The organism is Deinococcus hopiensis KR-140 (assembly GCF_900176165.1).
Lineage (GTDB): Bacteria > Deinococcota > Deinococci > Deinococcales > Deinococcaceae > Deinococcus > Deinococcus hopiensis.
Genome location: NZ_FWWU01000009.1, coordinates 29,867 through 53,461, shown reverse-complemented (window position 1 = coordinate 53,461; position 23,595 = coordinate 29,867). Strand labels below are relative to the sequence as shown.

Below are 23,595 nucleotides of genomic sequence, written 5' to 3'. Positions count from 1 at the left end.
CACCCAGATGGCATTTCTGTGTTTAGATGGCTTTCGTCCAGCTTTTGGATGCAGCGGAACAGCCCAAACACCACCCGGTAACGCGCAGATTCGGGTATTTTTCTCTGTTGAAGGGACGTCCGGCCGTCTTGGCCGGGCGGGTGTTTCTCCCTCCGCGCTGCAGTCCTCCAGCTTTGGGAGGATGGCCGCTCCAAGTCCGCCCTCTATGCTCGCGGACGTGTCCCCCACCCTGCTCGTCATTTCCGGCCTGCCCGCTTCCGGCAAGACGCACCTCGCCTCACAACTCGCCCCCTGGCTGGGTTGGCCACTGGTTACGAAAGACGACTACAAGGCAATCTTGCACCGTCACCTGCCGGACCTAAGCCACACCCAGGCTGGACCGCTCAGTTTTGAGCTGCTGTATCGCGTAGCGGCGGTGGTACTGGCGGCGGGAGGAAGCGCCGTGCTGGAGACGCACTTTCACCGGGGGGTGAGCGAAGCGAAAATTCACGCGCTGGCAGGTGAGGCGCGGCTCCTCCAGGTCTTTTGCGAGGCTCCGCTGGACGAACTTCGGCGGCGACACACGGAGCGCGTGACCTCTGGGGCCCGGCCCCATATTGACCTGCCCTTCGATCACGCCGAGTTGCCTCCCAGCGCCTGCTGGACCCCACTGGAACTCAACGGGCCACTCCTGCGCCTGGATACGACGTGCCCAGACCCGGAAGAAACAGCCCGGGCGTGGGTACAGGCGAATACGATGAAGAGCGCCCCCGTCCCTATGACGTGAAGCGCTCCGCCCTCTGCCGACTACCCCTTTTTCTTCTGTCCAGGCGGCATCTTGCCCGGCTTTTTCTGCAGGCCGGGAGGGCCACCGTGGGGATGCCCCTCACGCGCCCACGCGGCCTGACGTCCCATAACGCCCGTCAGTGGCCGGGTCTGGCCGTCGGCGGCTTTGACCTGAATGCTCTGGGCAGTGACGGGGGCCACAGGGCGGGCCGGAGTGGTGGACGTGGAGAGGGGCTGAACGGTCCGGGGAGACGTCACTTGGGCCAGCGCGATGGGCTGGGCAAGCGGGTAGACCTCACGAATCGCCTGGGTAGTTCCCGGAATGGGCGTCATGACCTGCACGTTGGTGAGGTGGCCGGCGGTGGGTACAGTGGACTTGACCACGATGCCGCCACCCGAATTGAGTGTAGCGACGGGCTGCGCCGCCTCGTTCAGGAACGTGACCTGCACGCCCTGACTCAGCAGATTTACGAGATTGGCGGCGGTCTGGACGGCGGGGGGAAACTGCACGCCAGCGCTGATATTGACGCTGACCGTCTGCGCACCGGCCGCGCCCAGTCCGAGCGCCAGGGCAAAAAAGGGGCTACGCACGGAAAAAACCTCCTGCACGTCCCGGTGGACGCGTCTTTGTTCTTACCGTGCCTCTCGGAGCTGACGCCCGCCTGAAAGGGCCCCCGGCACAACCTTCACGCTCGGGCCTCACGGGAGCGCTGCCGCTCAGCCAAGTGGACGCCCAGCCCTGCCATGATGCCCCAGAACGCTGCCCCGATGCCCAGCAGGCTCAGGCCAGAAAGGGTCACGGCCAGGACCACGGGTGCGGCCAGTGAACCGGGCGCTTCCCGCAGGGCGGCCTGAAGCGCGCTGCCCATCGCGTTCAGCAGGGCCAACCCGGCCAGGGCGGCGATGGCCTCTGCGGGGAGCAGACCCATCAGGTGCAGGAATGTCCCGGCGAACAAGCCGAAAAGGACGTTGATCAGCCCCCCGAACACGCCCGCCGTATACCTCTTGTCCGCGTCGGGGTGGGCATCCGGGCCAATTACCACGTTCGTGATCATCGCGCCGAGCGTCAGGTTGTGACAGCCCAGTAGCGCGGCGCCCAGGCTCAGGCCGCCACAGGTGCGGATGATCGGGGCAGGTTCGGGCATGTACCCCGCAGTCTTCAACACCGCGAAGCCCGGCACGAACTGCCCAGTAAAGGCGAGCAGCGTCAACGGCAACGCCAGGTTCACGGCGGCCTGCCAGGTAAACTGCGGCACGACCACCTCGGGGCGGGTGAGGGCAAAGGAGACGGGCGCGGGATGCAGCAGGCCCAGCGCGGCGCTGAGGATCATGCCGACGAGCAGCACTCCCGCCACGGCCCAGCGCGGCGCGAGGCGGCGCAAGGCGAAAAAGGCCAGCATCATGCCGCCCACCAGCACGGGCTGCGCGCCCAGGGCTGTCACGGCCTTGAAGGCGAAGGGCAGCAGGATGGCGGCGTTCAGCGCGGCAGCGAGGTGGGGGGGAATACGCGCGATCAGTCCGGTGAGGGCCCGGAAGGTGCCCAGCAGCAGCACCAGAACCCCCGAGATCAGGAAGGCCCCCACCGCCTGCGGAAAGGGCGTCCCCGGCAGCGCCGTGAGGAGAAAGGCGATCCCCGGCGTGGACCATGTGAGCAAGATGGGCGTCCGGGTGCGCAGGCTGAGATACACGCTGCCGGCCCCGCACAGCACCGCGTGGGCCCAGAGCCAAGACATCGCGGTGCCCTGGGAGAGGTGTGCGTTTTGCGCCACCGCGTAGATCAGCACATTCGGCCCGGCCCAGCCAATCAGGATGGCGATCAGGCCGCTGAGAAACGCGCTGGGTGTAGCGTCCCTCAACAGCGTATGCAGGGCGGGGCGAGGGGTGAGGGAAGCGGGTGTAGTCATGGGCACCTCCAAGGCTGTGCGCAGTCTGGATTAAGCTGCGTCAGTCCAAAAGAGGCAATTGGGAGGGAATTGGACTGCTTGTCTTGTCCACCTGTTCCCGCATTGGCTTGCTAATCTGTGCCACATGGACCGCGTGCGCTGGTCGGCACTCCTGATGGGCTGGGGCAAAGAGCCCGGGCCGCGCTATGCCCAGCTTGCGGGGGCGCTCCGCGACTGCATTCGGGACGGCCAGTTGCGGGCAGGCGACGCCCTGCCCGCCGAGCGGCGACTGGCCGAACTGCTGCACCTCAGCCGCAGCACGGTGGTCACGGCCTACGACACTTTGGCAGGTGAGGGCTGGGTTACGCGGCGACAGGGCAGCGGCACCCACGTCTCACCCACTGCGCCCCGTCAGGCCGCGCTGCTCGCGCTGCGGAGCCCGGTGCCTGCCAGCACCCTTTCAGGCGAGGGGCAGGCCGATCTGCTGGACCTCACCATCGCCGTGCCCACCTTGACCCCGGCCCACCGTGTCCGCCTGGAGCAGGCGAGTGCGGGGGCGTTTGCCGACTCCGCGTATTACCCGCTGGGCCTGCCGGAATTGCGGGTGTTTCTCGCCGGGCTCTACACCCGTGAGGGGCTGCCCACCACCCCCGAGCAGGTCATCGTGACGAGCGGTGCCCAGCAGGCCATCACCCTGATCGCGCAGACCTTTCTGGGTCGGGGGGACCTCGCGCTGCTGGAAACCCCCACCTATTTCGGGGCCATTGACGCCTTTCGGGCCGCAGGAGCCGAGCTGCGCGGCCTGCGGCTGGGGCCGGAAGGCGTCTCGCCCGACAGTCTGCACGCCGCCTTGCCGCTTGGTCCCCGCCTCGTTTTCCTCACGCCCACCTTCCAGAACCCGACGGGGACCGTCATTCCCCCCCGGATGCGCGAACGTCTCGCCGCACTCGTTACGGACGCAGGCCTGCCCACCATCGAGGACGACACCCTCATTGACCTCGGCTTCGGGGGCACGACTGCGCCCCGCCTGTCCACCTTTGCACCGCAGGGCACGGTCATCAATGTCGGCTCGCTGAGCAAGTTGTTCTGGGCCGGACTGCGTCTGGGGTGGCTGCGCGCCCCGACATCCCTGCTGCCCGCACTGGTGCAAGCCAAGACACTTGCGGACTTCGGCTCGGCGCTCCCCAGCCAGGTGATCGCCCTGAACCTGCTGCGCGATCTGGACACCCTGCGTGAGGAGCGCCGCGAAACCGTCATCACCGCCCGCGACACACTGGTGGACCTCCTACGCAAGCATTTGCCCGAGTGGACGTTCACACCACCACCTGGCGGACAGTTCCTATGGGTCCAGCTTCCCACCCGCAACGCCACCGCCTTTACCCACTTCGCATACCGCTTCGGCGTGCGGCTCTTTCCCGGAGCTTCGATGGGCACCGGCGAACTGCCGGACACGTCCCTGCGCCTGCCCTTTACCCTGCCGCCAGAGCAACTGCCCGAAGCGGTGGCCCGGCTAAGGGCGGCGTGGGAGACGTTCCGGGAGCGGGGACCGGGCGAGCGGCTGGCGTAGGTGGGGTGCACAGGGTTCCTTCCAGCACCCGCTCAAGGCCGCATGAGCACCAGCCAGTCCCGCCCCGAATGGCCCGCCGTCTGATAGGGTTGGAAGCCGACTTTCGCGGCCAGGCGGAGGGACGCCGCGTTTTCCGGCTGAATGATGCAGAAGGTGCCGGGCGGCGTGACCGAGGTGTCCCGCCACGCCAGCACGGCCCGCACCGCTTCGGTGGCGAAGCCCTGCCCGTGGGACCAGGGCATGAAGACCCAGCCTGCCTCGGGCAGGGGGTCGAGTTCCGGCAGATCGGCCAGCAGGTCGCGTTTGAAACGGGCCACTCCCACCTCACCCACAAAGCGCCCCGTCAACCGCTCGAAGGCCAGCCAGTAGCCGAAGCCCAGCACCGCCCAGTGACCGGGGTGGCGGAGCAGCCGCAGCCATACATCCTGCCGGGGCAGTGGCGCGCCCGTCGTGTACTGGGTCACGTCCGGATCACTCCAAAGGGCAACACAGTCGTCCAGATCGCCCTCCTGATGACCACGCAGGATGAGGCGTTCGGTGTGGAGGGTGGGGGCGAGGGGCATACGGGAGTTTACGCGCAGAGGGCAGAGGGCTTTACTGGCGCTCTGCCCCTGCCCTTCGCCCCCTGCCGCCTTACGCCCCGTACTTGTTCAGTTTCAGCGCGTTCGCCATCAGCAGCGGCATGATCTCAGTGCCCCGGCGCAGGCCCAGGCTGCCCCGCTGGGCTTCCTCCTCGGTGTAGCGGCTCGCCAGGTCCTTGCGGCCATAATCGCTGCGGATGAGGAGGGGCACCGGGTGCCAGGAGTGGCTGGCGAGCTTGCTGGGTGTGGAGTGGTCGCCCACGATGCACAGCACGTCCGGCTTCAGGGCCAGCAACCGGGGCAGCAGGGCGTCGAAGAGTTCCACCTTCTTGACCTTGGCCTCAAAGTTCCCGTCCTCGCCCGTCGAGTCGGTCTTTTTCACGTGCCAGTAGAAAAAGTCGTACTCGGCCCAGCCCTGCTCCAGCGCCGCCACCTTGCCGTTGAGCGCGTCTTCCTCGCCCTCCACGTTCAGCACGTCCATACCCACCAGGCTGGCGAGCCCCTTGTACATAGGGTAGGAGGCGATGCACGCCGCGCGAAGCTGATAGATGTCGTCGAAGGAGGGGAAGTGCGGCACGTCGCTGTAGCCGCGAAACAGCACGCCGCTGACCTCGGGCTCGCCCTGCAGGGCGACCTCGGCACGGTCCACAAAGGTGTTGACCAAGAAGGCGGTGCGCTCGCTGACGGCATCGTGGGCCACGGCCCGCATGGGCTGCACGCCGGTGGCCTGGGGGTCCACGTCGCTGATGTTCGCGCCCAGTCCCTGCCCGGCCTCGTTCAGTTCACCCGCCCGAAAGACCACGACGAAGCGGTGCTCGGATTCGGTGTAGATTTCGACGGGCGTGCCGTCGATTTCGGGAATGGCGGCGCGCAGCTTTGCCACGACCTCCACGTTCTTCTCGTCGCTGGGTCGCCCAGCGCGGCGGTCAACCACGATGCGGTCAGCGCCCAGAGTGGCAAAGTTGCCGCGCACAGCCACGTCGCCCGCGTTGAGCTTGACGCCGATGCCCACCGCCGAGAGCGCCCCGCGCCCCACGACGTACTTCAGCGGATCGTAGCCGAAGAGGCTGAGGTGACCGGGGCCGCTGCCCGGCGTGATGCCCGCGCCGACGAGTTCTGCAAGGCCCAGTTGCGACTCGGCAGCGAGGGCGTCGAGGTTGGGCGTCTTGGCCGCCGCCAGTTCGGTCTCGCCGTTTACGGTGAGGGGCAGACCGCCCACGCCGTCGAGGACCACCATCAGGATCTTGCTTGGGGTCTTCTTGGCGAGGGGCCGAATGGTGTCGATCAGGTCCATGCAGGTACTGTAGCGCCTGCACTTTTGCCGGCGGTCAGCTTTGAGCAGGCAGGGGGAGTGGGCAGCCCTGAGCCCTTGGTTCTTGGCCTCTGGCCATTAGCCTTCCGCCAGTTGCCATCTGTTTTCGGCCATATGGAGGGATCCTGCCTTCCGCACGCCGTATACCTCGGCGCGGCGCACCGTATTCAGGGCCCACCGCATATGGGTGGCGGGTTCGCACATTCCGCCGTCCAGTTTGAAGACGGCGGGGGCGTCCTCGGCGAGGATGGCGCGGGCCTGCTCCAGGGCACCGGGTTCGACGCAGTAGGCGGCCTCGATCACCCCAATCTGGGCGGGGTGGATGGCTGTTTTGCCCATCAGGCCGCGCGATACATCCATTCCGGCCTCAAGGGCAAGGGTGGTGGGATCGTCCATCCACTCGTAGACGGGCGCGGTAACGGTAAAGCCCCAGGGCACGAACGCGCCCACCACCCGGTCGATCCAGGTCCCCAGCGGCGTGTCGTAGGCGGTGAGGCCGGGGGTGCGGCGCAAACCCAGGGCGCTGAGCAGATCGTTTCCACCAAAGCGAATCACCGGCACGTTGTATCCGCCCTCCAGCACCAGATCGCGCAGACGTTCCAGATCAGCAGACCCAAAGACCTCTCGCGTCTCGACGGTCAGCATGGCGACGTGGGGCGAGGCGGCGCCGAGGAGGCCCAGATAATCGCGGGCGTTGGCAGCGGTGGCTTTGGGGATGACGAAGCCGGTGAGGCCAGCCAGCTGCTCCAGGCCCAGCACCGCCTCCAGGATGGCCGGGTTGCGCACCCGCAAAAAGCGCAGCGGCCCCCCCAGCAGGTTCCAACTGGGGAGCACTTCAGCCAAACGTTCCAGCGCGAGGGGAAGGTCCCGCGGGTGAATGGCGTCCTCGGTGCAGGCAATCACGCTGCGCAGGGCTGGATACCGCTTCCCTGTACCAATTTCGCGCAGGTCGGGATGGGTGGCGGGCACGTAGAGGCTGGCCCCCAGGCGCAGCGGGTCGAAGGAGGAGGGCAAGCTCAATGCTGGCCCTGGAGTGAATCGGGGGTTGCGCCGGGCACCGCGTTGACCTGCTTTCGGGCGGCCTGGGCGGTAGGGGTGAGCCACACCACGCCGCTGCCCGTCAGGGTGTAGATCATGCCCTCACCCGAACGGGCGGTGGACATCCAGCCGCGGTCGAAGCGCTCGATGTTGAAGTGCAGGCCGCTGGAAAACAGCAGGATCAGGTCGCCGTCTACCCGCATCTCGTCGTTTTGCAGGGAGTGGATCTCGATTTCCTCGAAGGGCACGGGGCTTTCCAGCACAAAGTACCCCGTTCCCTTGAGCTCGGGCTGCACCAGGCCGTTGCCGCCGAAGGCGCGGGCGTCCAGCATCATGCGCGGCGACACGTCCAGGCCCGACTCGCAGGCGTAGAAGGCCCCATCGTCGAGCAGATAGCTGTCGTGGGGTGTGTCCTTTTCCCCAATGATCAGGTGCTTGTACGTCGGCTCGGTCCAGACGTACCCGTTGCCCTGAAACAGGTTGCGGGCGCTGCTCTCACCCGACATGCGGCTCATCGCCATGCGCGCCACGCCGCCGAGGAGCCCGCCCAGCCCTCCGCCGCTGCCCATGCCTCCGTGACCGCCAGACGCGCCCTGGAAGCCGCTGATGCTCTGCATCCGTACGTTGCCGCGGCTGTACTGAAAGGCCCCCGGCTGCAGCAGCGCTCCACCATTTTGCAGGTCAATCCGCAAGGTCTGGGGCCGCATGCCCAGCCTGTCGGCAGCGTAGTACATGTCCGCCTCGTACAGGTCGTGGGGTTGCACCCGGCTCTCGAAGGTGGTGAAGGTCACGCCCCGTCCGGTGGCGGTGTCGAGCTGCTTGATGTTCTCGCGTCGTTTTTCCATGGGTCACTCCTGGAGAGGTGGGACGCAGCCCGAAGGCGTCCCCGTCCATCATGAGGGATGAAAGTCAGGGCTTCTCGCAGGCTTGCTTCTTCCCCCTTACGTGTTCCGGCAGGCTGGCGTTCCCGGCGGATGGGAAGCCCTACCGCGCCACCGCCACCGCCCGGTAAGGCAAGGTGGGCACCACCTCCACAGGCACGTCCCCCACTGCCGCCAGCGCGAGCAGATGCGCCACTTCCGGGTCCTCCCCACGCCGCACCAGCAGCCGGGCCGGGTGACGGCGCAGAAAGACGCGGGTGGCCTCGCCCACCGAGGGCTTGACCTTGTTGGCATCGAAAGGCTGGCCGGGCACGCGGGCGAGTTCCAGCGCCAGGGCGGCCGGGTCCGGTCCGGTGGGGTGCGTGGGAAGCGGCGTGGGCATGGCGGCCAGGGTCAGGCGGGTGAGCGTGTCCAGGTAGGCGTTCGTCACGTCCTGTGCGGCGAGGTGGCCCCACGTCACGGCCCCGTGTCTGCCTCCATCCACCAGAAAGGTCCGAGAGAGCAGGCCGCTCACGGTGGAGTTGAGGGCCGCGTGGGGCAGCAGCGCGTCGTCAAAGGTGGCGGCCAGGTCTGCGGCGTGCGCGGGATCACTGACCACGGCGAGGGGAGCCTGCGCGGCCGGGTGGCCTAGCAGCGTCTGCCGCAACGTGTCCCGGATGCTGCCCTTTCCAGTCCAGCCGTCCACAAACGCCAGGCCGGGCATACCCCGCCGCGCCACCACTGCGTCCAGCGCCACGCGGTCCACCCCGACGCCACGCACGATAGAAACGCTGTGGTGCTCGGCATCTACGCTCCACGCGCGCAGCACCCGCACCAGCACCGCCCCAACGGGCAGCCCGGCGCGCGGCAGGCTGACGAGGGTGACGGGGCCGCCGTCCCGCGCGAGGTGGGCGGCCAGGGAGGCGAGTTGTGCCCCCAACCGCGCCCCGGTTCGGGTCAGGGCGTCCCCGTAGGCCTGCTGCTGGATGTCGCTCGGCGCTTCCTCGCGTTCAAGCAGTTCGCCGTAGCTCACGCCACCCCCGATCAGCGCTTCCTTTTCTGCGCGTGTCACCAACCGGGGTGAGGCGTGGACAAGATGCAGGGTGACGTCCTTGGCGCGCCACGTATGACCGGGGGGCGGAGTGGCCGTATTCACTCCACCCCCCCAAGGGCCTGCATGAGGGCGCTCTGTCCCGGCATAACCACAAAGTCGCACAGAGACAGAAAGGGCACGTCCGAGAGGGCGTCCCCCGCGCCGAACACCACCCACCTGGTCCGGTCCGGACACAGATGTTCCAGCAGGTACACGCACGCCTCACGCTTGCCCACGCCGGGCCGCACGAGGCTGGGCGCACCGGGAGCGTTGAGAAAACTCCAGCCCAGAGTGGAAGCGCGTTCGCGCAGGGCCACTGCTGCCTGCGCCGTCGCTTCGGGCCCGCGCTCAGCGTGCTTGATGCAAAGGCCATACGGTCCGGCACGGGTTTCGAGGGGCAACACGCGGTAGCCCGCCATGGGCGAGAATCTGGCCTCAAGCTCGGCAGTCAGTTCCGTTAGGTCCTCCCCCGCTCCCACCCGCGCGTCCCAGACCTTATCCCGGGATCCGTCCGGATACAGCACTGTTGCGCCGTGGTCGAGGACGCGGTAGGAGGAGAAGGGCAGGCGCACCCGCCCCATCGCCGCTTCCGAACGCCCAGTCACGGGCACCACGAGGGCGTCGCGAAAGCGCTCCAGCAGCGCCAGATGTTGCGCCGTGGAGTGGCACAGCGCCTCCCCAGCCGCGTCCACTGCCGACACCGTATGCTCCGCCGGATTCAGTTTGCGGCGACTGAGCATCACCGTGTCGTCGAGGTCCAGCAGCAGCAGGGTTCCTAGGGTCACGGCAGTCTCGCGGCCGTGAGGTTGGGCCATTCGCCGGGCAGGACGGGAGGCGCGGGCGTCTCGTGCAGGAGGAGAAGTCGGCTGTAGCGCTCGGGATGGGGAGCGTAAAGGTAGTTGGGCGTGCCCTCGCTGTAGTTGTCGGGGAACTCCAGCCGCTCACCCAGGCAACCAAAAGGCAGAGCGGGTGAACGCGTGGTCGCCATGAACCGCACCTCCGCTCCCTTCTCGGCCAGCGCGAGGGCCACGCGGTAGGGCCGGTACATGGCCTCGCCCGTTCCCAGCACGAGCAGGCGCTCACCGGGCCGGGAAGAGAAGGGCGGCGCAGGCGAGGGAGTGACCGACGCCCGCCGCCAGCCCCGGGCATGGTTTGAGAGGGGGGCCGGAGCAAAGCGGGCCTCCACGTCGGGCAGGGTGGCGGTCCAGTCCCCGTGGGGTGTGAAAGTCAGCTCTCCGGTCGCAAGGGCGTGAACCTGAACGGACACCTGCGCGCCTTCAGCCAGCAGAGGAGCCGCCTGCCCTCCCGAGAAGTCGCCCAGCGTTACGAGATGGACCCGCGCCAGCTGGGGTAGCCAAGCCCGCAGCGAGGCAGCCAGCCGAGCGAGGGTCCGCCCCGTCGTCACCTCGTCGTCCACAAACACCAGGTCCGTCACGCGTGCCAGCTTGGGCGCCAATTCTGGGCCGGGGCGGTACAGCCGCAGTTGCGAGGCGTGCGAGTGCGTTTCTTCCAGGCTCAGCGCCTCGCGCCCTTCCAACCCATAGCGTGTGGTCATGCCGATCAGGCCGGGCCAGGAGGTCAGCGCCGAGAGCTCCTCACCCACGCCCTCGGCGAGCGCCGTTGCCGTTTCGGCCATCCCCACCAGGGCCCAGGGACCGCCGAGCGCTGGGATCACCTGCCGGGCCAGCTCTTGATGGGTCGTCCGCATGACGCGTGGGTCAGTGGGGAGGTGCTTGCCCAGTACCCGGGACACGAGCAGAAAGGGACGGCGCGGATTTTCCCGCAGGCCGATGTCCAGCAGTTCCTCCAGCGGCCAACCCTGGGCCCGGAGTGTCAGGCGACCAGCGGGAAGATCAGCGGTCAGCGCCTGCATTCCTCCCACCGTCACCCGGCCACCTCCGTTACCCTGCCGACTTCCAGCACCTCGCGGGCATCGGTCACGCGGCGGCCGGGGACGAAGGCCTGCCGCCCAGTCCGGCCTTCCAGGTGGGCTTCCAGCTCAATCAGACCCAACTTCAGGCCGCTTAGCGCCGCGCTGATCGCCAGCCCCCCGCTTGCACGGGCGTTCACCTCGAGCAACCTCGGTTGGCCGTCCCGGTCTTCCTTGAACTGCACATTGAAGAGGCCGTCCATCTGCAGTTCGCGGGCGAGCAGCGCCGCGTAGCTCTCAAGCTCGGGCAACGACACACTCTGTTGCACATTGCCCAACCCGCCCACCTTGCGCCGCACCACCACAGCGAGAAGCGCGCCACTGTGGGCCACTGCATCCACCGAATATTCCTGACCGGGCAGCGTCTCCATTACCAGCAGGGGCGGGAGGGCCTGGTCCTTCAGCAGCAACTCCGCCGCCGCGTGGCTCAGCTGCAGACGGTCCCCGGAAAAGAAGCGTTCCAGACTGTCCTCCCGGGTCAGGATGCGGAAGCCGTGGCCATAGATGCCCCGCGCGGGCTTGAAGCAGGCCGAGCCGTGCCGCGCCTCCAGTTCCCCAGCGTGGGCAAGCAGCTCTTCCCATGTGTGGGCCACCCGGGTCTCGGGCATGGGCAGCCGCCCCGAGAAATCGGCGTAGAAGCGCGCCTTGTCCTCACAGCGCTCGAAGGTGCCCGGCTCCCGACTTGCCACGATCAGGCGGCAACCCAGCGCCTCGAAGTCCGCGCGGTGGGCGGCGAGGTGGGCCACATGCCGCCCGCCCACCACGGCCCCGACGCCCCGCCGCCGCACCACCTCCAGCGCGTAGTCCGGGTAGGCTTCCGGCCCGATGCCCACCGGTTCCAAAAAGGCCTCCTGCGCCGCCCCCAGATACCCCGCGTCGGCGGAGGTGTGGCTGGCGAGGGTGGGGTAACGGGAGGCCGCCTCGCGCACGCGGTGCAGGGTGGGGCTGATGTTCTTGGTAAACCAGACGGTGGGGGAAGCGGGCATGTGAAGGTATTATAGGTTTTCCGGATAATTCGCTACATCCCCTCCGCTTCGCTTCGGTGGTTCCACGCCTCTCCGACACCGTTGTTCCTGCTCGCTCCACTCGGGTCCATCAGTGATGAAATAGCCAATCCACCGGAATCCTTATTCGAGCGTCTGGGAAGATCCTCCGCTCTGCGGGTTGTACCGGCCGTCCCACGACGCTGCGAGGCCAAAGGTGAAGGGCCGGACAGCTCTCGCCTCCGGCCCCCCAACCGCCGTGAGGCGCTAGTTGCCCAGCGCCTCACGGCGGTTGGCCCGGATGCTGGACCAGACGGAGAGCACGATAAAGGCCACGCCAATCAGGCCGGTGACCAGTTCGGGGATGTGGATATGCCGGTTGGTGGACAGCAGCATGATGATCGCCAGCGCCAGAATGCCGTAGTGCGCGCCGTGCTCCAGGTAGCGGTACTGCGCCAGCGTGCCCTGGTGCACCAGAAAGAGCGTCAGCGAGCGTACGAACACCGCGCCGATGGCGAGCCCAGCGGCGATGATGACCACTTCCTTGGTCACCGCGAAGGCCCCGATCACGCCGTCCAGTGAGAACGAGGCGTCCAGCACCTCCAGGTACATAAAGGCCGAGAAGCCTGCCGCGCCCGCCTTCGCAGCCACGTTATCGGCGTCAAAGAGGTTGCCGATGGCGTTCATGCCGAGGTACAGCAACAGGCCGATCATGCCCGCCGTCAGCGCGGTCAACTGCTCGGCAGGCGCCACCAGAAAATGCGTGGCGAGCAGCAGCGTCAGGCCCGCGATCATCGCCTGAATGGTGTCGAGCTTGCCGATGCCCGCCAGCCGCCGCTCAAAACCCGCCAGCCAGTGCTCGTCTTTTTCCGGGTCCATCAGGTAGTTCAGCGCCACCATCAGCAGGAAGACGCCACCGAAGGCACTGATGGCGACCTCCGAATGTTCCAGGTATTCCGCGTACTGCTCGGCATTGTTGAGCGCGAGGTTCGCCACCTCACCGAAACCCAGCCCCGCCGTCAACGACACGATGGCGATGGGAAAGATCAGCCGCATTCCGACGACGGCGATCAGAATACCCCACACCAGAAAGCGGCGCTGCCACTTTTCGGACATGTTTTTGAGCACCGAGGCGTTGACTACGGCGTTGTCGAAGGAGAGCGAGACCTCCATCACGCCCAGCACCACGGCAATCACGAGGAAGTTGAGGGCCACCGCGAGGCCACCGTGGCTCAGGCCAAACCAGAACGCCAGAATCAGCGCAACGACCGTCACGCCGAAGGCGAAGCCAAATTCTTTTGCAATCATCAGTCTCCCTACGCGCCGGGCGGGGAAGAAGTTCCCCGCCAAAAGCACACCCGTCACCCGGCTCCCGCACAGAGAGGGCCGGGTGACGGTTCACCGCTCAACTCTAGACGTTCACGCCGTAGCCGCGTGCGAGTGGCCCCAGGCCGCCCGCATAGCCCTGCCCCACGGCGCGGAACTTCCACTCGCCGCTGTAGCGGTAGACCTCGCCGAAGATCACCGCGGTCTCCGTGGAAAAGTCCTCGCCCAGGTCGAAGCGGGTCATCTCCTGCCCGGTGTCCTCGTTCACGATGCGGATAAAGGCCCCGCCCACCTGACCGAAGCTCTGGCGGCGCTGCTCGGCCTGATCGATGGTCACGCTGATCACCACCTTCTCGACGTCACTTGGCACGCCCGTGAGGTTGATCTTGATGCTCTCGTCGTCGCCCTCGCCCTGGCCGGTGCGGTTGTCGCCGGTGTGCTCGACGCTACCGTCCGCGCTGCGCAGCTGGTTGTAGAAGATGAAGTCGTGGTCCCCGCGCACGCGCCCGGCGGGCGTGAGCAGAAAGGCGCAGGCGTCCAGATCAAAGGGCTGCCCGTCGGTGGAACGCGGGTCCCAGCCCAGCCCCACGACGATGCGGGTCAGGTTGGCGTCCTGCTTGGTAAGGGAGATGTTGCCGCCTTTTTGGAGGGAGAGGGCCATGGGGTCACGTCCTTTCGGGAGAGCGGGGAGGAGGGAGAGCCGCCAGCTTCCAGGCGGCGGGAAGGGGAGGGATCAAAGGTATGGGCGCATGTCGGGCAGGTTGTCCTGATAGGTCCGGCCACGCGAGGGGGTGCCGATGGCCGTCATGGCCCAGTCGCTCCCCTGCCGCTTGAGGCTTGCCAGGATCATCGCGCTGTGGCTGCCCTGCGCGGAGAGGTTGTAGCGGGCGATTTCCTTTTCACCCTGCACGTTCACGAGGCGGCAGTAGGCGTTCTCGATCTGGCCGAAGTCCTGGCCGGTGTAGTTGTTGACCGAGAAGATGATGGTGGTGACGCCAGGAGTGAGGCGGGCGAGGTCCACGGTGATGGTCTCGTCGTCGCCCTCGCCCTGGCCAGTGCGGTTGTCGCCGCTGTGGCGCACCGAGCCGTCCTTGCTCTGGAGTTGCCGGAACCACACCACGTCCATAAGCTGGCCGTCCTGGCCGAACATCAGCGCGTTGGCGTCGAGGTCCACGTCCACCGACTTGCTGCCGAAGCCGAAGAGTCCTTTTTTCTTGATCGCGTCCCAGCCCAGCCCCATCCGCACCGTGCTAAGCGAGGGTCCGGCTTCCTTGATGAGGCTGATCTGCTGTCCTTTTTGCAGACTGAGGGCCATAGGGTCTCCTTGAAAGGGGGAAAGGGGGAGGGTTACTTGTTGCCGGCCCGCCACTGAAAGCCGAAGCCGTAGTGTTCGTCGCACTCGGAGTGGCCGTGAAAGTAGCGCTCCTCCTTGGTGACCTTGATTTCCCCGCCAATGTTCTCGACGCTGGCGATGGCGCAAAACACGCGGCGCATGTCGGGGTTGCTGAGCTTGACGGTGATCTCGTTGCCGCCGGGGTCCTTCAGGGTCAGGCGGCCATTCACGCGGGTAAAGTCGCTGGTGCCCTCGTAGATAAAGGCGAAGACCAGCACGGTGTGGATCAGGTCAGGGCGGTAGATCACCAGGTTCTCGCCGTCGCTGGCGGCTCCCGTGCGGTCGTCTTTGTCGAGCAGGATGTACGGCCCGAAGCGGTCACTGCCGAAATGGTTGCCCAGCGCCTGAATCACGCCGCGCTCGCCGTCATTCATCAGGTACATGCAGCCCAGGTCCAAGTCTGCCCCGGCGCGCATCAAGCTCCGGCCCCGGTCCCAGTTGAGGTTCACGTGAATGGGCTCCTGCTGACCCGACTTGCGCAGCGAGAGGCGGGTGCTCTGGCCTGGCTTGTCCAACGTGATCTTCTGCAGGCTCAGGCTGGGTGGAGCTGGGGGTGGAGGGGTCTCCGGAAGGGGCGGTGGAGCAGGCGCGCGGCCCAGTGGCGTCTGTTTCACCTCACCGCCGAAATGTTTGACCAACGCTTCCAGCCCGCCGTTAAAGCCCTGCCCCACCGCCCCAACGCGCCACACGTCCTTGAAATACACGTCCAGCAGCATCACGGCCTTTTGCGCCTGGAAGTCGCGGCCCGTCACGCGGAAGGTCAGGAGGGGACCGTCGCGGCCACCCAGCGTGACTTCCGCGTGGTCAATGGCGCTAAAAGCCCCCTCGTCCACGGTGGCGGCCAGCGTCAGGCGACGCACCGTAGCGGGCAGGCGGGCGAGATCGAGCGTGAAGACCTTCTCGCCGCGCCCGCCGCTCTGCATGCTCAGGGCCCCCTCGGGGCTGTGGGGCTGATTGAAAAAGACCATGTAGCGGTCATCGCTCAGTTGCCCCCCGGCGTCCAGTCCAAACAGCATCAGGTCGTACTCGGGTGCCGGGCCGCTGATCCGGGCACGCAGGGTCAGGGTGGTGTGCGGCGTGAGGTTGGCGAGGGCCGCCCGCTGTCCCGCCTGGAATGTCTGCATATTCCCCCTTTCGCGCGCTATTTGACGTCCCTATACACTACCGCGTCATCCGTGGCCCTTTCGCCGCACATTCGCCCACCGTTACGGATGCTCGCGGCCTTTCTCAAGGGCCAGTGCCTCCGCCTGCCGCAGCGCCTGCTGCGTCAGTCCCTCGCCGTACGTCGCCATCAAGGTCCGTACGCGGGCGAGTTGATCGGGGCTGAGGCGCACCGAGACGCCGTCTTCCGTGAGCCTCGCGCCACGTCCCCCCACAGATTCGACAAAGCCGAGGAAGAGGTGCGCTGTGAGCGGGTTCGCCGCCCTCAGCAGGCGCTGGGGCCGGGTCAGCGCGCCGTGCCGTTCGCGTAGAGCGGCGCGGACCCGCTCGGCCAGCGGGCCGGCGTGTGGCAGGACTTCCGCTGGAGTCAGGCCCTGCCCCGCCCGCTCAAAGTCGGCGGCCTCCAGCGCGTCACTGTACGCCCAGCCCTCGGCCCGCAGGCGCACCAGTTTTTCCAGATCGGTGGCGGCGAGAACGCGCTCCAGTTCCGCCTGCGTCAGGTCCTCCGCGTCCACCAGCTGCGTCAACACCTCGTCCTGCTCAGGGGTGCCAAGTTTGACGAGCAGCGCCGCACTTTCCCGCCACGCCTCCAGCGCCCGCACGTCCTGGCTCACGGGCAGGCTGGGGTCGAGGTCGTAGAGGGTCAGATCGTGCGCCCGGAGGTGGGTGGCGAGCAGTCGGCCCGCGTTCTCGCGCTCGCCGCCCACGCCCCGGCGGTACAGCTGAATCAGCTTGCGCCCTCGCTCGTGCGCCGGGGTGGTCATCTCGCCTCAGCGCAGCAGACCCCGCCCGCGCGCCGCCGTCAGGTAGGTGTCGTACTCCTGCAGCAACAGCTCGTACAGCTGCGCGTCGGGCGTGCGGTCGATGTCGGCCACCTGGATAAAGTCGGCGTTGTCCACATAGCGCCCGGTCAGGTCGTCGAGCTTTTGTAGAAACTCGAAGCGTTCCTTGCCCACGCCCACGAACTTCCAGAACACGGGCTCGAAGCTCGCGTCGCGCAGCTGCGTTTCCGCCACCGGCTTGTCAAAGGTCTCGCCATCGGTGATAAACAGGACGTACACCGGCGTGGGCTGGGCGAGGGGCTGACGGCGCTGCTGCGTGGGGCCGAAGTAGTGGCGGCGCACGGCGTCCATCGCCTTGCCGTACATGGTGCCTCCCTCCAGTGCGTGGCGGCGCAGCAGCCCGTCCACCGCGCCCCCGATGCCCTCGATCCCGATTTCACCGACGTCGTGGGCATTGAGCCCAAACAGCAAGACGTCCATCCGCCCGTCGTCGTCGAAGCGACTGGCGAGGGCCAGCGTCTTTTCGGCCACCCGCTGCACCACGCCAGAGCGGTACAGGCTGCTCATGCTCGCGCTGATATCCAGCACCAGGGCCACCCGCGCGGTGTGTTCGTCCAGTCCACGCTTTTTGAGACTGACCTCCGCCTGCTTGACGAGCGAGACGAGTTGCGGGGCCTTTTCGGCAATCTGTTTGTCCAGCCGCACCTGGGCCTGTTTTTTCAGGCTGACGGCGGGGGCCGGAGGTGGGCTCTGCGGGGCAGTTGCCTCCTCCACCTCACCGCCGAAATACTTCACCAGATCGCCCAGGCCACCGGCGAAGCCCTGGCCTACCGCGCCGACGCGCCACTCGCCGCCGTGCCGGTACAGCTCGAGCAGCATGGCGGCCTTCTCGTCGCCCAGCGCAGGGCGGGCGTCGAAGGTCACGCTCCCCACCTGCACAAGCAGTTGCGGCGCGCTCCGCAGCGGCAGCGTGTCGTGCGTGGCGGTAAACATCACCCGCTCAGCCCCTGATGCCAGGCGCGTCAGGTCGAGCGTAAAGGTGGCCTCACGCGGTCCGAGTCGCGCTGAGACAGCTCCGTCAGGCGTGCGTGGGTTGTTGTAAAAGGCGATGTACTCGTCGCCCAGCATCTTGCGCTCGGCGCTGAGGCTAAAGGCACTCACGTCCAGGCCGTCCTGCCCGTGCGTCACCGTCACGGTGAGCTGGGTGGGTAACCCGACGTCTGAGAATTTACGTTTTTCACCGGCTTGAAGGATCATTTTCCGCTCTTTCAGGAGGAAGACGTATCAGGACGAGAGAAGCCCAGCGCCCCACCCGCAGGCTGGCGCTGGACTTCCCTTCACTGCTCAGTCCATCACCGCTCAGGCGTTGACGCCGTAGCTGCGGACCAGGGCCTCGAAGCCTGCGTCGTAACCCTGCTCGATGGCCTTGAACTTCCAGTCACTGCCGTTGCGGTAGACCTCGCCGAAGATCATGGCAGTCACGGTTCCGCCGTCTTCGGTCAGGTCGAAGCGCGCAATCTCGGCTCCACCATCGCCGTTGAGCACACGGGCGTAGGCCTTTTCCACCTGACCGAAGTTCTGGCGGCGGTTCTGGCCGTCGTAGATCACCACGGCCACCACGATCTTCTGCACATCGGGGGCCATCTTCTCCAGGTCCATGGAGATCACTTCGTCGTCGCCCTCGCCCGCGCCGGTGCGGTTGTCCCCCTGGTGGACGACCGTGCCGTCGGCACTCTGCTTGTTGTTGAAAAACACGAAGTCCGAGTCGCTGCGGACCTTGCCCGCGTCGTTGACGAGGAAAACCATTGCGTCCAGGTCGAAGTCCGCGCCGTCGGTACGGCGGGTGTCCCAGCCCAGGCCGACGTTGATCTTCTTGAGGCCAGGGGCTTCCTTGCTGAGGCTGACGTTGCCGCCTTTGGTGAGGGATACGGGCATTTTGACTTCCTCCTTGTTGGGGTGGCGTTGATGTGAACAGCTGCGCCGAAGGGGAATACGCGGCCAGTGTAACCGGAGTTCCCTTAGGCGCATGAGGCCGCATTAGCGCAACAGGTCGCCGTGTTCGCTCAGCGCCGGGTAGTCTTCGCCCCGCTCGCGGTAACTGGGCGCGAGGTCCGGGTAGGCCCACTCGAAGGCCAGGCGCTCCAGCTCCTCCGGTGAGATCTGCGGCACACCGTACATCCCCGCGCTTAACCGCTGCCGCTGCGCCTCAAACAAGATGGTGGCAGCCGCCACTGAGACGTTGAGGCTCTGCACCATTCCAAACATGGGAATGACGATATTGGCATCGGCAATCTCCGCGGCTTCGTCGGACACGCCCCATTTCTCGGCCCCCAGCAGCACGCAGGTAGGCCGGGTGTAGTCGGGCTCGCGGTAGTCCACGCTGCGCTGCGAGAGGTGTGTGGCCAGGACCTGCACCCCCCCTTCCTGCAGCGACCGCACCGCCGTGACCGCGTCCGCGTGTTTCTGCACGCCCACCCATTTGTGGGCGCTCCCGCTCGTGGCGTCGAAGGTGGGGAGGGCTCCGCTTTTGGGCGGCACGGCGTGGGCGGTCAGCACGCCCACCGCGTCGCAGGTGCGCAGGATGGCGCTGAAATTGTGGGGCTTGTTCACTTCGTCCATCAGCACGGTCAGCGTCGGCTGCCGCCGCGCGAGCACGCGCCGAATCTTGGCATACCGTTCGGGCGTCATCGTGGGCAGCCTAGCGCATGAACTCCCGGCACCGACTTTCAGGGCCTAAGGTTCTGGCGCCCACCGCTCAGCCCCCGTCAGCTTGCGCGTGGTAGCACTACACCATGAAGTTCCTTCCTGTCCTGATCACCCTGCTGCTGACGCCGCCCGCCCTCGCCGCACCCGGCGGGCGGGACGTGGATACGGCGGCCACCCGCGCCGCGCAGGTGCTCGACGGCGTACTGCGCAACTGCCCGGCCAGCTTCTCGGCAGTGGGCACAGCACAGAAAAAATGCGTGGGCGTGAGCAGCAGCGTGGAGCAGGCCCGGGTGCGGCTCGGCTCGGTGCTGGGCGGCGAGCTGTACGGTGTGTGGCGCAGCCGCGACGAGCAGCGCAGCGTGTACAACTGGGTCAAGACCCCCGGCGGTTACGTGTACCTGCGCCTGCAGCCGGACCCCGAAGGCCGCGCGCAAACCCTGGCTTACCTCGATCTACCGCCGGGCAGCACCGCGCAGAGCGATACGTCGGGCACTCCGGTGGGCACAGCTCAGGGCAACGGCGGAGCACAGACCACCCCTGCGCCCAAATCCACCCCGAAGCCAGCACCAAAACCCACGCCCAAACCGGCTGCCACGCCCTCGGGTTCCCCAGCCGCCCAGACCCCAGCGCCCCAGGGGGCCAGCGCGCCGCAGCCCACCCTGGCCCCGGTGCCCTTCACCCGTACACTCGGGGTCCAGTCGCCCCGCCTCAACGGGGCCGATGTGCGGGCTGTGCAAAACCGCCTCATTTCCCTGCTGCGCCCCCGACGCGAGGGCCAGGGCGACGGCTGGTACGGCCCCGTGACCGCAAAGACCGTGCAGGACTTTCAGACAGCCAACGGCTTGCCCGCCACGGGCCGGGTGAACCGCATCACCTGGAACGTGCTGTTTAGCGAGGGGGCGAAGGCTTTTCAGGCCAGGGACTGACGCTTCCGCTCACCCACTGCAAAAAGCTCCCGGAAGCGGGCCCGGGAGCCTATCCGCCCGACTTCACCCGGTCGGGTTGAATTGTGGAACGTTCTCAGCGTAGAAAGCGCTCCCATGACCAACATATGGGTTGGGCCAGCGTGCCTTCATCTGAACCGTAGAGGCCGCGATGGGTTCCAGATTCCAGACCAGAGGCCACTGCCCGGCGGGGTTCCGGGCGGCGATGGCTGCGAAAGCGCGCTTAGGGACGGGAAGGTGGGGGCTTTTTGGGGCCGTTGTCAACGTAATCTCATCTCCCCGGTCCGGCCTTTACCCCTCCTCAAACTTGTAAGCCAGTGACGGTCCACCGGGGCGGCGGCGTGAATAAGTGTGCGCCATGACGCACAACGATCACCCGCACAACGCCCCTGGGCAACCTGAAACCGCCTCCACAGAAAACCTGCCTCAGCAGGTGCCGGGCCAGACCCAGGAGGATCAGCCCGGGCGCGAGACCGAGATGACGCCGGGACCCATCGTGATCCGCGAGGGCTACAGGGGCAGCGGCAAGCTTGAGGGCAAAGTGGCCCTGATCACCGGGGGCGACAGCGGTATCGGGCGCGCGGTGGCCGTCCACTTCGCCCGTGAGGGCGCAGACGTGGCGATCATCTATCTCGACGAGCACGAGGACGCGCAGGCCACCGTGAAGATGGTGGAGGCCGAGGGCCGCCGGGCCCTGGCCATCGCGGGGGATATCGGACAGCCGGATTTCGCCGCTCAGGCGGTCACGCGCGTGATTGGCGAACTGGGCGGGCTCAACGTTCTGGTCAACAACGCTGCCGAACAGCATCCCCAGAAGTCCATCACCGACATCACGCCCGAGCAACTGGAGCGCACCTTCCGCACCAACATCTTCGGCATCTTCTACCTTACCCAGGCCGCCCTGCCGCACCTCCAGAAGGGCGCGGCCATCATCAACACCACCAGCGTCACGGCCTACAAAGGCAGCCCCGAACTGCTGGACTACTCCTCCACCAAGGGGGCCATCGTGGCCCTGACCCGCAGCCTGAGCCAGGCATTGGCTGAACAGGGCATCCGCGTCAATGCCGTCGCGCCCGGTCCGATCTGGACGCCGCTGATTCCCAGCACCTTTGAGAAGGAAAAGGTGGAGAGCTTCGGTCAGGACGTGCCCCTGGGGCGTCTGGGCCAGCCTGCCGAGGTGGCTCCCGCTTACGTGTTCCTGGCCTCGGAAGACAGCAGTTACGTCAGCGGCCAGGTCATTCACCCCAACGGGGGCAACGTGGTAAACGGCTGACGCCGCAAACAGGTTCAGTTTCCAATCAGGCAAATCTCCGTCGCGTAACGGTCCACCATGTCCAGGTATGCGGTGATAAAGCGGTTTTCGGAGGTGTAGGTCTTTTTCAAGAAGCCCTGACCTCCGCCCGCGTCCCCGAAGTCCACATAGTTCTGATCACTGCCCAGACCCGCCCTGAAGCCGTTTTTGTTGATGGCGATCTGCACGATATCCCGCGCCAGAAAGGCGGGCAGGTTAATACGGTAGGCGCGGAAGAAAGTGGGCTTTTCGGGGGCGAACACGCGCAGGGCGTCGCAAATTCGGGTGTTTTTCACCTCGTAGGGCTTGAGGTCTCCGGCCCACGTCTGGGCCGCAGCCCCGGAAGCCAGGCACAGAAGCGAGAGGGTCAACAGTCGTTTCAAGGTAGGGATTCCTTTCTGGTGGAGGCACGCAGGCCCCCGGCAAGAGCATGACCCCGGCATGGCTCAGGGTCAGCGGGGTTGCTTGGATGGTTGGTCACAGATCAGGCGGGGACGACTTCGCCCAGATGCTCTCGCTCCCACGCGTAGAACTCGGGCTTGTAAAACTCCAGCCGGACCTTTTTATATTCCTTTGTCGAATACAGGATGGCGTGGTCCATGCCGGGCACAACCTCTTCCTCAATGGCCTTGATCTTGCCGAACGCCTCTTCCTTACTGCGGCCGTGCACCATCGTGAAGATCGTGTAGGGCCACTCGGGATAGGTGGGGCGCAGGTAGCAGTGCGAGACGGCTTTGAACTCCGCCATCTTGCGGCCGGTTTCGGCCACCTCTCCTTGCGGTACCGCCCAGACGCCCATGGCGTTGAAGGTAAAGCCCGCCTTCTGGTGCCGGAACACGGCGGACACGCGGCGCAGGGCTCCGGCAGCCTTCATCTTCGCCGCATGGGCGGCCACCTCGTTGATGCGCAGACCCAGAGCGGCGCAGGCGTCCGCGTAGGGCTCCTCGGTCACCGGCAGGTCCTTCTGGAACTCGACGACAAAGGCGCGGTCGAGGTCCGTTACTTCATAACCGACGTTGCGGTCCGCGTTGGTGTACTGGGGCGCGGCCTTGGCGTTCCAGTCCTCCTTGCCCGTCATGTCGAACTCCACCCCAATCTTGAACAGGTGCAGGGTGGGCATCAGGCGGGTCATGCGCGCGCCACTCAGTTCGTGGAGCTTCTGCACATGCGCTTCGAGATCACTCTCGGGCGGCACGGCAATCGTGTACCACAGGTTGAAATCGTGGTTGCGCTTGTAGTTGTGGCTCACCCCCGGGTGCCCGTTCACGATCTCAGCCCCAGCGTCGAGCTGGTCTTCGTCGTGGACGGCGGCCACAAGGCTGGACTTGTAGCCCAGGGTGCGGGTATCGAAGATGGCGCTGACCTGGCGCAGCACCCCTTCCGCCTTGACCTCGCGCAGGATATCGAGGGCTTCTCGCTCGGTCAGCCCTACCTCCTCGGCGATGAGGCGGTAGGGGCGCTGCACAATGGGAATGTTCCGCTGAATGCGGTTCAAGAGTTGTTCGCGCGGCGTCACGGTCGCAGGCGTGGGCGTGGGCGCAGTGGCGGTCATGGGGTCAGGATACGTCCAGAGGAAGCAGCAGAACGTCCCCGAACGAACGGTCAGGCGCGGGCTTTGGGCCGATTGCCTTTAGCCTTTGGCCTTCTTCTCGCCTGCGCCGCACGCAAAAGAGGACAATGGGCAGCATGGTCACCGCGATCGTGATGGTGCAGGCCGAGAGACAACGGATTCAGGAAACCGCCGAGGCCCTGGCGGGGGTGCCGGGGGTGCGCGAGGTATACAGCGTAACGGGCGAGTGGGACATCGTCGCTGTACTCAAGCTGGACCGGTACGACGATCTCGACGATGTGGTGACGGGACATCTGCGAAAAGTAGACGGCATCGTGCGGACGCAGACAATGCTCGCGTTCCGGACCTACAGCGAGGCGCTGCTCGATCAGGGATTTGGAGTGGGCCTGGACGAGAGCCGCCTTTCTTGA

25 protein-coding genes are annotated in these 23,595 nt (G+C 66.5%); 5 read left to right on the top strand and 20 right to left on the bottom strand.

Features of this window, described 5'->3' with window-relative positions; translation table 11 throughout:
• Positions 1 to 217 precede the first annotated feature (217 nt).
• The gene (locus B9A95_RS13495; RefSeq protein WP_084050726.1) at positions 218 to 766 is read left to right on the top strand and encodes a P-loop nucleotide/nucleoside kinase family protein; all 549 of its coding nucleotides are present in this window, start codon (positions 218 to 220) and stop codon (positions 764 to 766) included.
• A gap of 20 nt (positions 767 to 786) precedes the next feature.
• On the opposite strand, the gene B9A95_RS13490 is transcribed toward B9A95_RS13495, so the two are convergent.
• A complete protein-coding gene (locus tag B9A95_RS13490; RefSeq protein WP_084047800.1) occupies positions 787 to 1,356 on the bottom strand; it encodes a hypothetical protein in 570 nt (189 codons plus the stop codon).
• Between the two features lie 95 nt (positions 1,357 to 1,451).
• Complete coding sequence (locus B9A95_RS13485) at positions 1,452 to 2,669, bottom strand: benzoate/H(+) symporter BenE family transporter (protein WP_084047799.1); 1,218 nt, start codon at positions 2,667 to 2,669, stop codon at positions 1,452 to 1,454.
• Positions 2,670 to 2,793: 124 nt separating this feature from the next.
• Here B9A95_RS13485 and B9A95_RS13480 point away from each other — a divergent pair, with 124 nt between their 5' ends.
• The gene (locus tag B9A95_RS13480; protein ID WP_084047798.1) at positions 2,794 to 4,215 is read left to right on the top strand and encodes an aminotransferase-like domain-containing protein; all 1,422 of its coding nucleotides are present in this window, start codon (positions 2,794 to 2,796) and stop codon (positions 4,213 to 4,215) included.
• Between the two features lie 32 nt (positions 4,216 to 4,247).
• Here the strand turns inward: B9A95_RS13480 and B9A95_RS13475 are convergent, their stop codons facing one another.
• The 16 genes from B9A95_RS13475 to trmH form a co-directional block, all read right to left on the bottom strand.
• A complete protein-coding gene (locus tag B9A95_RS13475) occupies positions 4,248 to 4,778 on the bottom strand; it encodes a GNAT family N-acetyltransferase (RefSeq protein WP_084047797.1) in 531 nt (176 codons plus the stop codon).
• Positions 4,779 to 4,848: 70 nt separating this feature from the next.
• Positions 4,849 to 6,090, bottom strand: a complete 1,242-nt coding sequence (locus B9A95_RS13470; protein WP_084047796.1) for a 2,3-bisphosphoglycerate-independent phosphoglycerate mutase — start codon at positions 6,088 to 6,090, stop codon at positions 4,849 to 4,851.
• Between the two features lie 96 nt (positions 6,091 to 6,186).
• Positions 6,187 to 7,122: an HpcH/HpaI aldolase/citrate lyase family protein gene (locus B9A95_RS13465; RefSeq protein WP_084047795.1), complete on the bottom strand. Its 936-nt coding sequence runs from the start codon at positions 7,120 to 7,122 to the stop codon at positions 6,187 to 6,189.
• Between the two features lie 2 nt (positions 7,123 to 7,124).
• Positions 7,125 to 7,991, bottom strand: coding sequence for an AIM24 family protein (locus tag B9A95_RS13460; RefSeq protein WP_084047794.1), 867 nt, complete (start codon positions 7,989 to 7,991; stop codon positions 7,125 to 7,127).
• A gap of 139 nt (positions 7,992 to 8,130) precedes the next feature.
• On the bottom strand, positions 8,131 to 9,162 hold the full coding sequence (locus B9A95_RS13455; RefSeq protein ID WP_084047793.1) for a cysteine protease StiP domain-containing protein: 1,032 nt from the start codon (positions 9,160 to 9,162) through the stop codon (positions 8,131 to 8,133).
• Positions 9,159 to 9,884: an HAD family hydrolase gene (locus B9A95_RS13450; protein ID WP_139806782.1), complete on the bottom strand. Its 726-nt coding sequence runs from the start codon at positions 9,882 to 9,884 to the stop codon at positions 9,159 to 9,161. The genes B9A95_RS13455 and B9A95_RS13450 overlap by 4 nt, the downstream gene beginning before the upstream one ends.
• Positions 9,881 to 10,987 carry a phosphoribosyltransferase domain-containing protein gene (locus B9A95_RS13445; protein WP_084047791.1) on the bottom strand — a complete coding sequence of 369 codons (1,107 nt, stop codon included), beginning with the start codon at positions 10,985 to 10,987 and terminating at the stop codon, positions 9,881 to 9,883. The genes B9A95_RS13450 and B9A95_RS13445 overlap by 4 nt, the downstream gene beginning before the upstream one ends.
• Positions 10,984 to 12,015: an ATP-grasp domain-containing protein gene (locus B9A95_RS13440; protein WP_084047790.1), complete on the bottom strand. Its 1,032-nt coding sequence runs from the start codon at positions 12,013 to 12,015 to the stop codon at positions 10,984 to 10,986. Before B9A95_RS13440 ends, B9A95_RS13445 begins: the two co-directional genes overlap by 4 nt.
• A gap of 264 nt (positions 12,016 to 12,279) precedes the next feature.
• Positions 12,280 to 13,320, bottom strand: a complete 1,041-nt coding sequence (locus B9A95_RS13435) for a DUF475 domain-containing protein (RefSeq protein ID WP_084047789.1) — start codon at positions 13,318 to 13,320, stop codon at positions 12,280 to 12,282.
• 103 nt (positions 13,321 to 13,423) lie between these two features.
• Positions 13,424 to 13,999 (bottom strand): TerD family protein, encoded by a 576-nt coding sequence (locus B9A95_RS13430; RefSeq protein WP_084047788.1) that lies wholly within the window; start codon positions 13,997 to 13,999, stop codon positions 13,424 to 13,426.
• A 72-nt stretch (positions 14,000 to 14,071) separates the two neighbouring features.
• Positions 14,072 to 14,653: a TerD family protein gene (locus tag B9A95_RS13425; protein ID WP_084047787.1), complete on the bottom strand. Its 582-nt coding sequence runs from the start codon at positions 14,651 to 14,653 to the stop codon at positions 14,072 to 14,074.
• Between the two features lie 32 nt (positions 14,654 to 14,685).
• Positions 14,686 to 15,855, bottom strand: a complete 1,170-nt coding sequence (locus B9A95_RS13420) for a TerD family protein (protein WP_084047786.1) — start codon at positions 15,853 to 15,855, stop codon at positions 14,686 to 14,688.
• Between the two features lie 81 nt (positions 15,856 to 15,936).
• Positions 15,937 to 16,656 (bottom strand): hypothetical protein, encoded by a 720-nt coding sequence (locus tag B9A95_RS13415; protein ID WP_084047785.1) that lies wholly within the window; start codon positions 16,654 to 16,656, stop codon positions 15,937 to 15,939.
• A 6-nt stretch (positions 16,657 to 16,662) separates the two neighbouring features.
• Entirely contained in the window at positions 16,663 to 17,931 is a 1,269-nt protein-coding gene (locus B9A95_RS13410; protein ID WP_084047784.1) for a VWA domain-containing protein, read from the bottom strand.
• A gap of 102 nt (positions 17,932 to 18,033) precedes the next feature.
• Positions 18,034 to 18,609, bottom strand: coding sequence for a TerD family protein (locus B9A95_RS13405; RefSeq protein WP_084047783.1), 576 nt, complete (start codon positions 18,607 to 18,609; stop codon positions 18,034 to 18,036).
• Between the two features lie 102 nt (positions 18,610 to 18,711).
• Positions 18,712 to 19,362 (bottom strand): tRNA (guanosine(18)-2'-O)-methyltransferase TrmH, encoded by a 651-nt coding sequence (gene trmH / locus B9A95_RS13400; protein ID WP_084047782.1) that lies wholly within the window; start codon positions 19,360 to 19,362, stop codon positions 18,712 to 18,714.
• Between the two features lie 104 nt (positions 19,363 to 19,466).
• Between trmH and B9A95_RS13395 the strand changes: the two genes are divergently transcribed.
• Complete coding sequence (locus B9A95_RS13395; RefSeq protein WP_084047781.1) at positions 19,467 to 20,306, top strand: peptidoglycan-binding domain-containing protein; 840 nt, start codon at positions 19,467 to 19,469, stop codon at positions 20,304 to 20,306.
• 376 nt (positions 20,307 to 20,682) lie between these two features.
• Complete coding sequence (locus B9A95_RS13390) at positions 20,683 to 21,597, top strand: SDR family oxidoreductase (protein WP_084047780.1); 915 nt, start codon at positions 20,683 to 20,685, stop codon at positions 21,595 to 21,597.
• Positions 21,598 to 21,611: 14 nt separating this feature from the next.
• Here the strand turns inward: B9A95_RS13390 and B9A95_RS13385 are convergent, their stop codons facing one another.
• Together B9A95_RS13385 and ahbA are read right to left on the bottom strand one after the other, a co-directional pair.
• A complete protein-coding gene (locus B9A95_RS13385) occupies positions 21,612 to 21,998 on the bottom strand; it encodes a hypothetical protein (RefSeq protein WP_139806781.1) in 387 nt (128 codons plus the stop codon).
• Positions 21,999 to 22,099: 101 nt separating this feature from the next.
• On the bottom strand, positions 22,100 to 23,167 hold the full coding sequence (gene ahbA, locus B9A95_RS13380) for a siroheme decarboxylase subunit alpha (RefSeq protein ID WP_084047778.1): 1,068 nt from the start codon (positions 23,165 to 23,167) through the stop codon (positions 22,100 to 22,102).
• Positions 23,168 to 23,301: 134 nt separating this feature from the next.
• Between ahbA and B9A95_RS13375 the strand changes: the two genes are divergently transcribed.
• Complete coding sequence (locus tag B9A95_RS13375) at positions 23,302 to 23,595, top strand: Lrp/AsnC family transcriptional regulator (protein ID WP_084050725.1); 294 nt, start codon at positions 23,302 to 23,304, stop codon at positions 23,593 to 23,595.

What these genes read in the sequence shown, in the direction of transcription:
- B9A95_RS13480 (WP_084047798.1), top strand. Translation starts at nt 2,794, where the DNA reads ATGGACCGCGTGCGCTGGTCGGCACTCCTGATGGGCTGGGGCAAAGAG.
- B9A95_RS13485 (WP_084047799.1), bottom strand. Translation starts at nt 2,669, where the DNA reads ATGACTACACCCGCTTCCCTCACCCCTCGCCCCGCCCTGCATACGCTG.
- B9A95_RS13410 (WP_084047784.1), bottom strand. Translation starts at nt 17,931, where the DNA reads ATGATCCTTCAAGCCGGTGAAAAACGTAAATTCTCAGACGTCGGGTTA.
- B9A95_RS13415 (WP_084047785.1), bottom strand. Translation starts at nt 16,656, where the DNA reads ATGACCACCCCGGCGCACGAGCGAGGGCGCAAGCTGATTCAGCTGTAC.
- B9A95_RS13470 (WP_084047796.1), bottom strand. Translation starts at nt 6,090, where the DNA reads ATGGACCTGATCGACACCATTCGGCCCCTCGCCAAGAAGACCCCAAGC.
- B9A95_RS13390 (WP_084047780.1), top strand. Translation starts at nt 20,683, where the DNA reads ATGACGCACAACGATCACCCGCACAACGCCCCTGGGCAACCTGAAACC.
- B9A95_RS13420 (WP_084047786.1), bottom strand. Translation starts at nt 15,855, where the DNA reads ATGCAGACATTCCAGGCGGGACAGCGGGCGGCCCTCGCCAACCTCACG.
- B9A95_RS13395 (WP_084047781.1), top strand. Translation starts at nt 19,467, where the DNA reads ATGAAGTTCCTTCCTGTCCTGATCACCCTGCTGCTGACGCCGCCCGCC.
- trmH (WP_084047782.1), bottom strand. Translation starts at nt 19,362, where the DNA reads ATGACGCCCGAACGGTATGCCAAGATTCGGCGCGTGCTCGCGCGGCGG.
- B9A95_RS13460 (WP_084047794.1), bottom strand. Translation starts at nt 7,991, where the DNA reads ATGGAAAAACGACGCGAGAACATCAAGCAGCTCGACACCGCCACCGGA.
- B9A95_RS13440 (WP_084047790.1), bottom strand. Translation starts at nt 12,015, where the DNA reads ATGCCCGCTTCCCCCACCGTCTGGTTTACCAAGAACATCAGCCCCACC.
- B9A95_RS13375 (WP_084050725.1), top strand. Translation starts at nt 23,302, where the DNA reads ATGGTCACCGCGATCGTGATGGTGCAGGCCGAGAGACAACGGATTCAG.
- B9A95_RS13435 (WP_084047789.1), bottom strand. Translation starts at nt 13,320, where the DNA reads ATGATTGCAAAAGAATTTGGCTTCGCCTTCGGCGTGACGGTCGTTGCG.
- ahbA (WP_084047778.1), bottom strand. Translation starts at nt 23,167, where the DNA reads ATGACCGCCACTGCGCCCACGCCCACGCCTGCGACCGTGACGCCGCGC.
- B9A95_RS13475 (WP_084047797.1), bottom strand. Translation starts at nt 4,778, where the DNA reads ATGCCCCTCGCCCCCACCCTCCACACCGAACGCCTCATCCTGCGTGGT.
- B9A95_RS13425 (WP_084047787.1), bottom strand. Translation starts at nt 14,653, where the DNA reads ATGGCCCTCAGTCTGCAAAAAGGACAGCAGATCAGCCTCATCAAGGAA.
- B9A95_RS13430 (WP_084047788.1), bottom strand. Translation starts at nt 13,999, where the DNA reads ATGGCCCTCTCCCTCCAAAAAGGCGGCAACATCTCCCTTACCAAGCAG.
- B9A95_RS13405 (WP_084047783.1), bottom strand. Translation starts at nt 18,609, where the DNA reads ATGCCCGTATCCCTCACCAAAGGCGGCAACGTCAGCCTCAGCAAGGAA.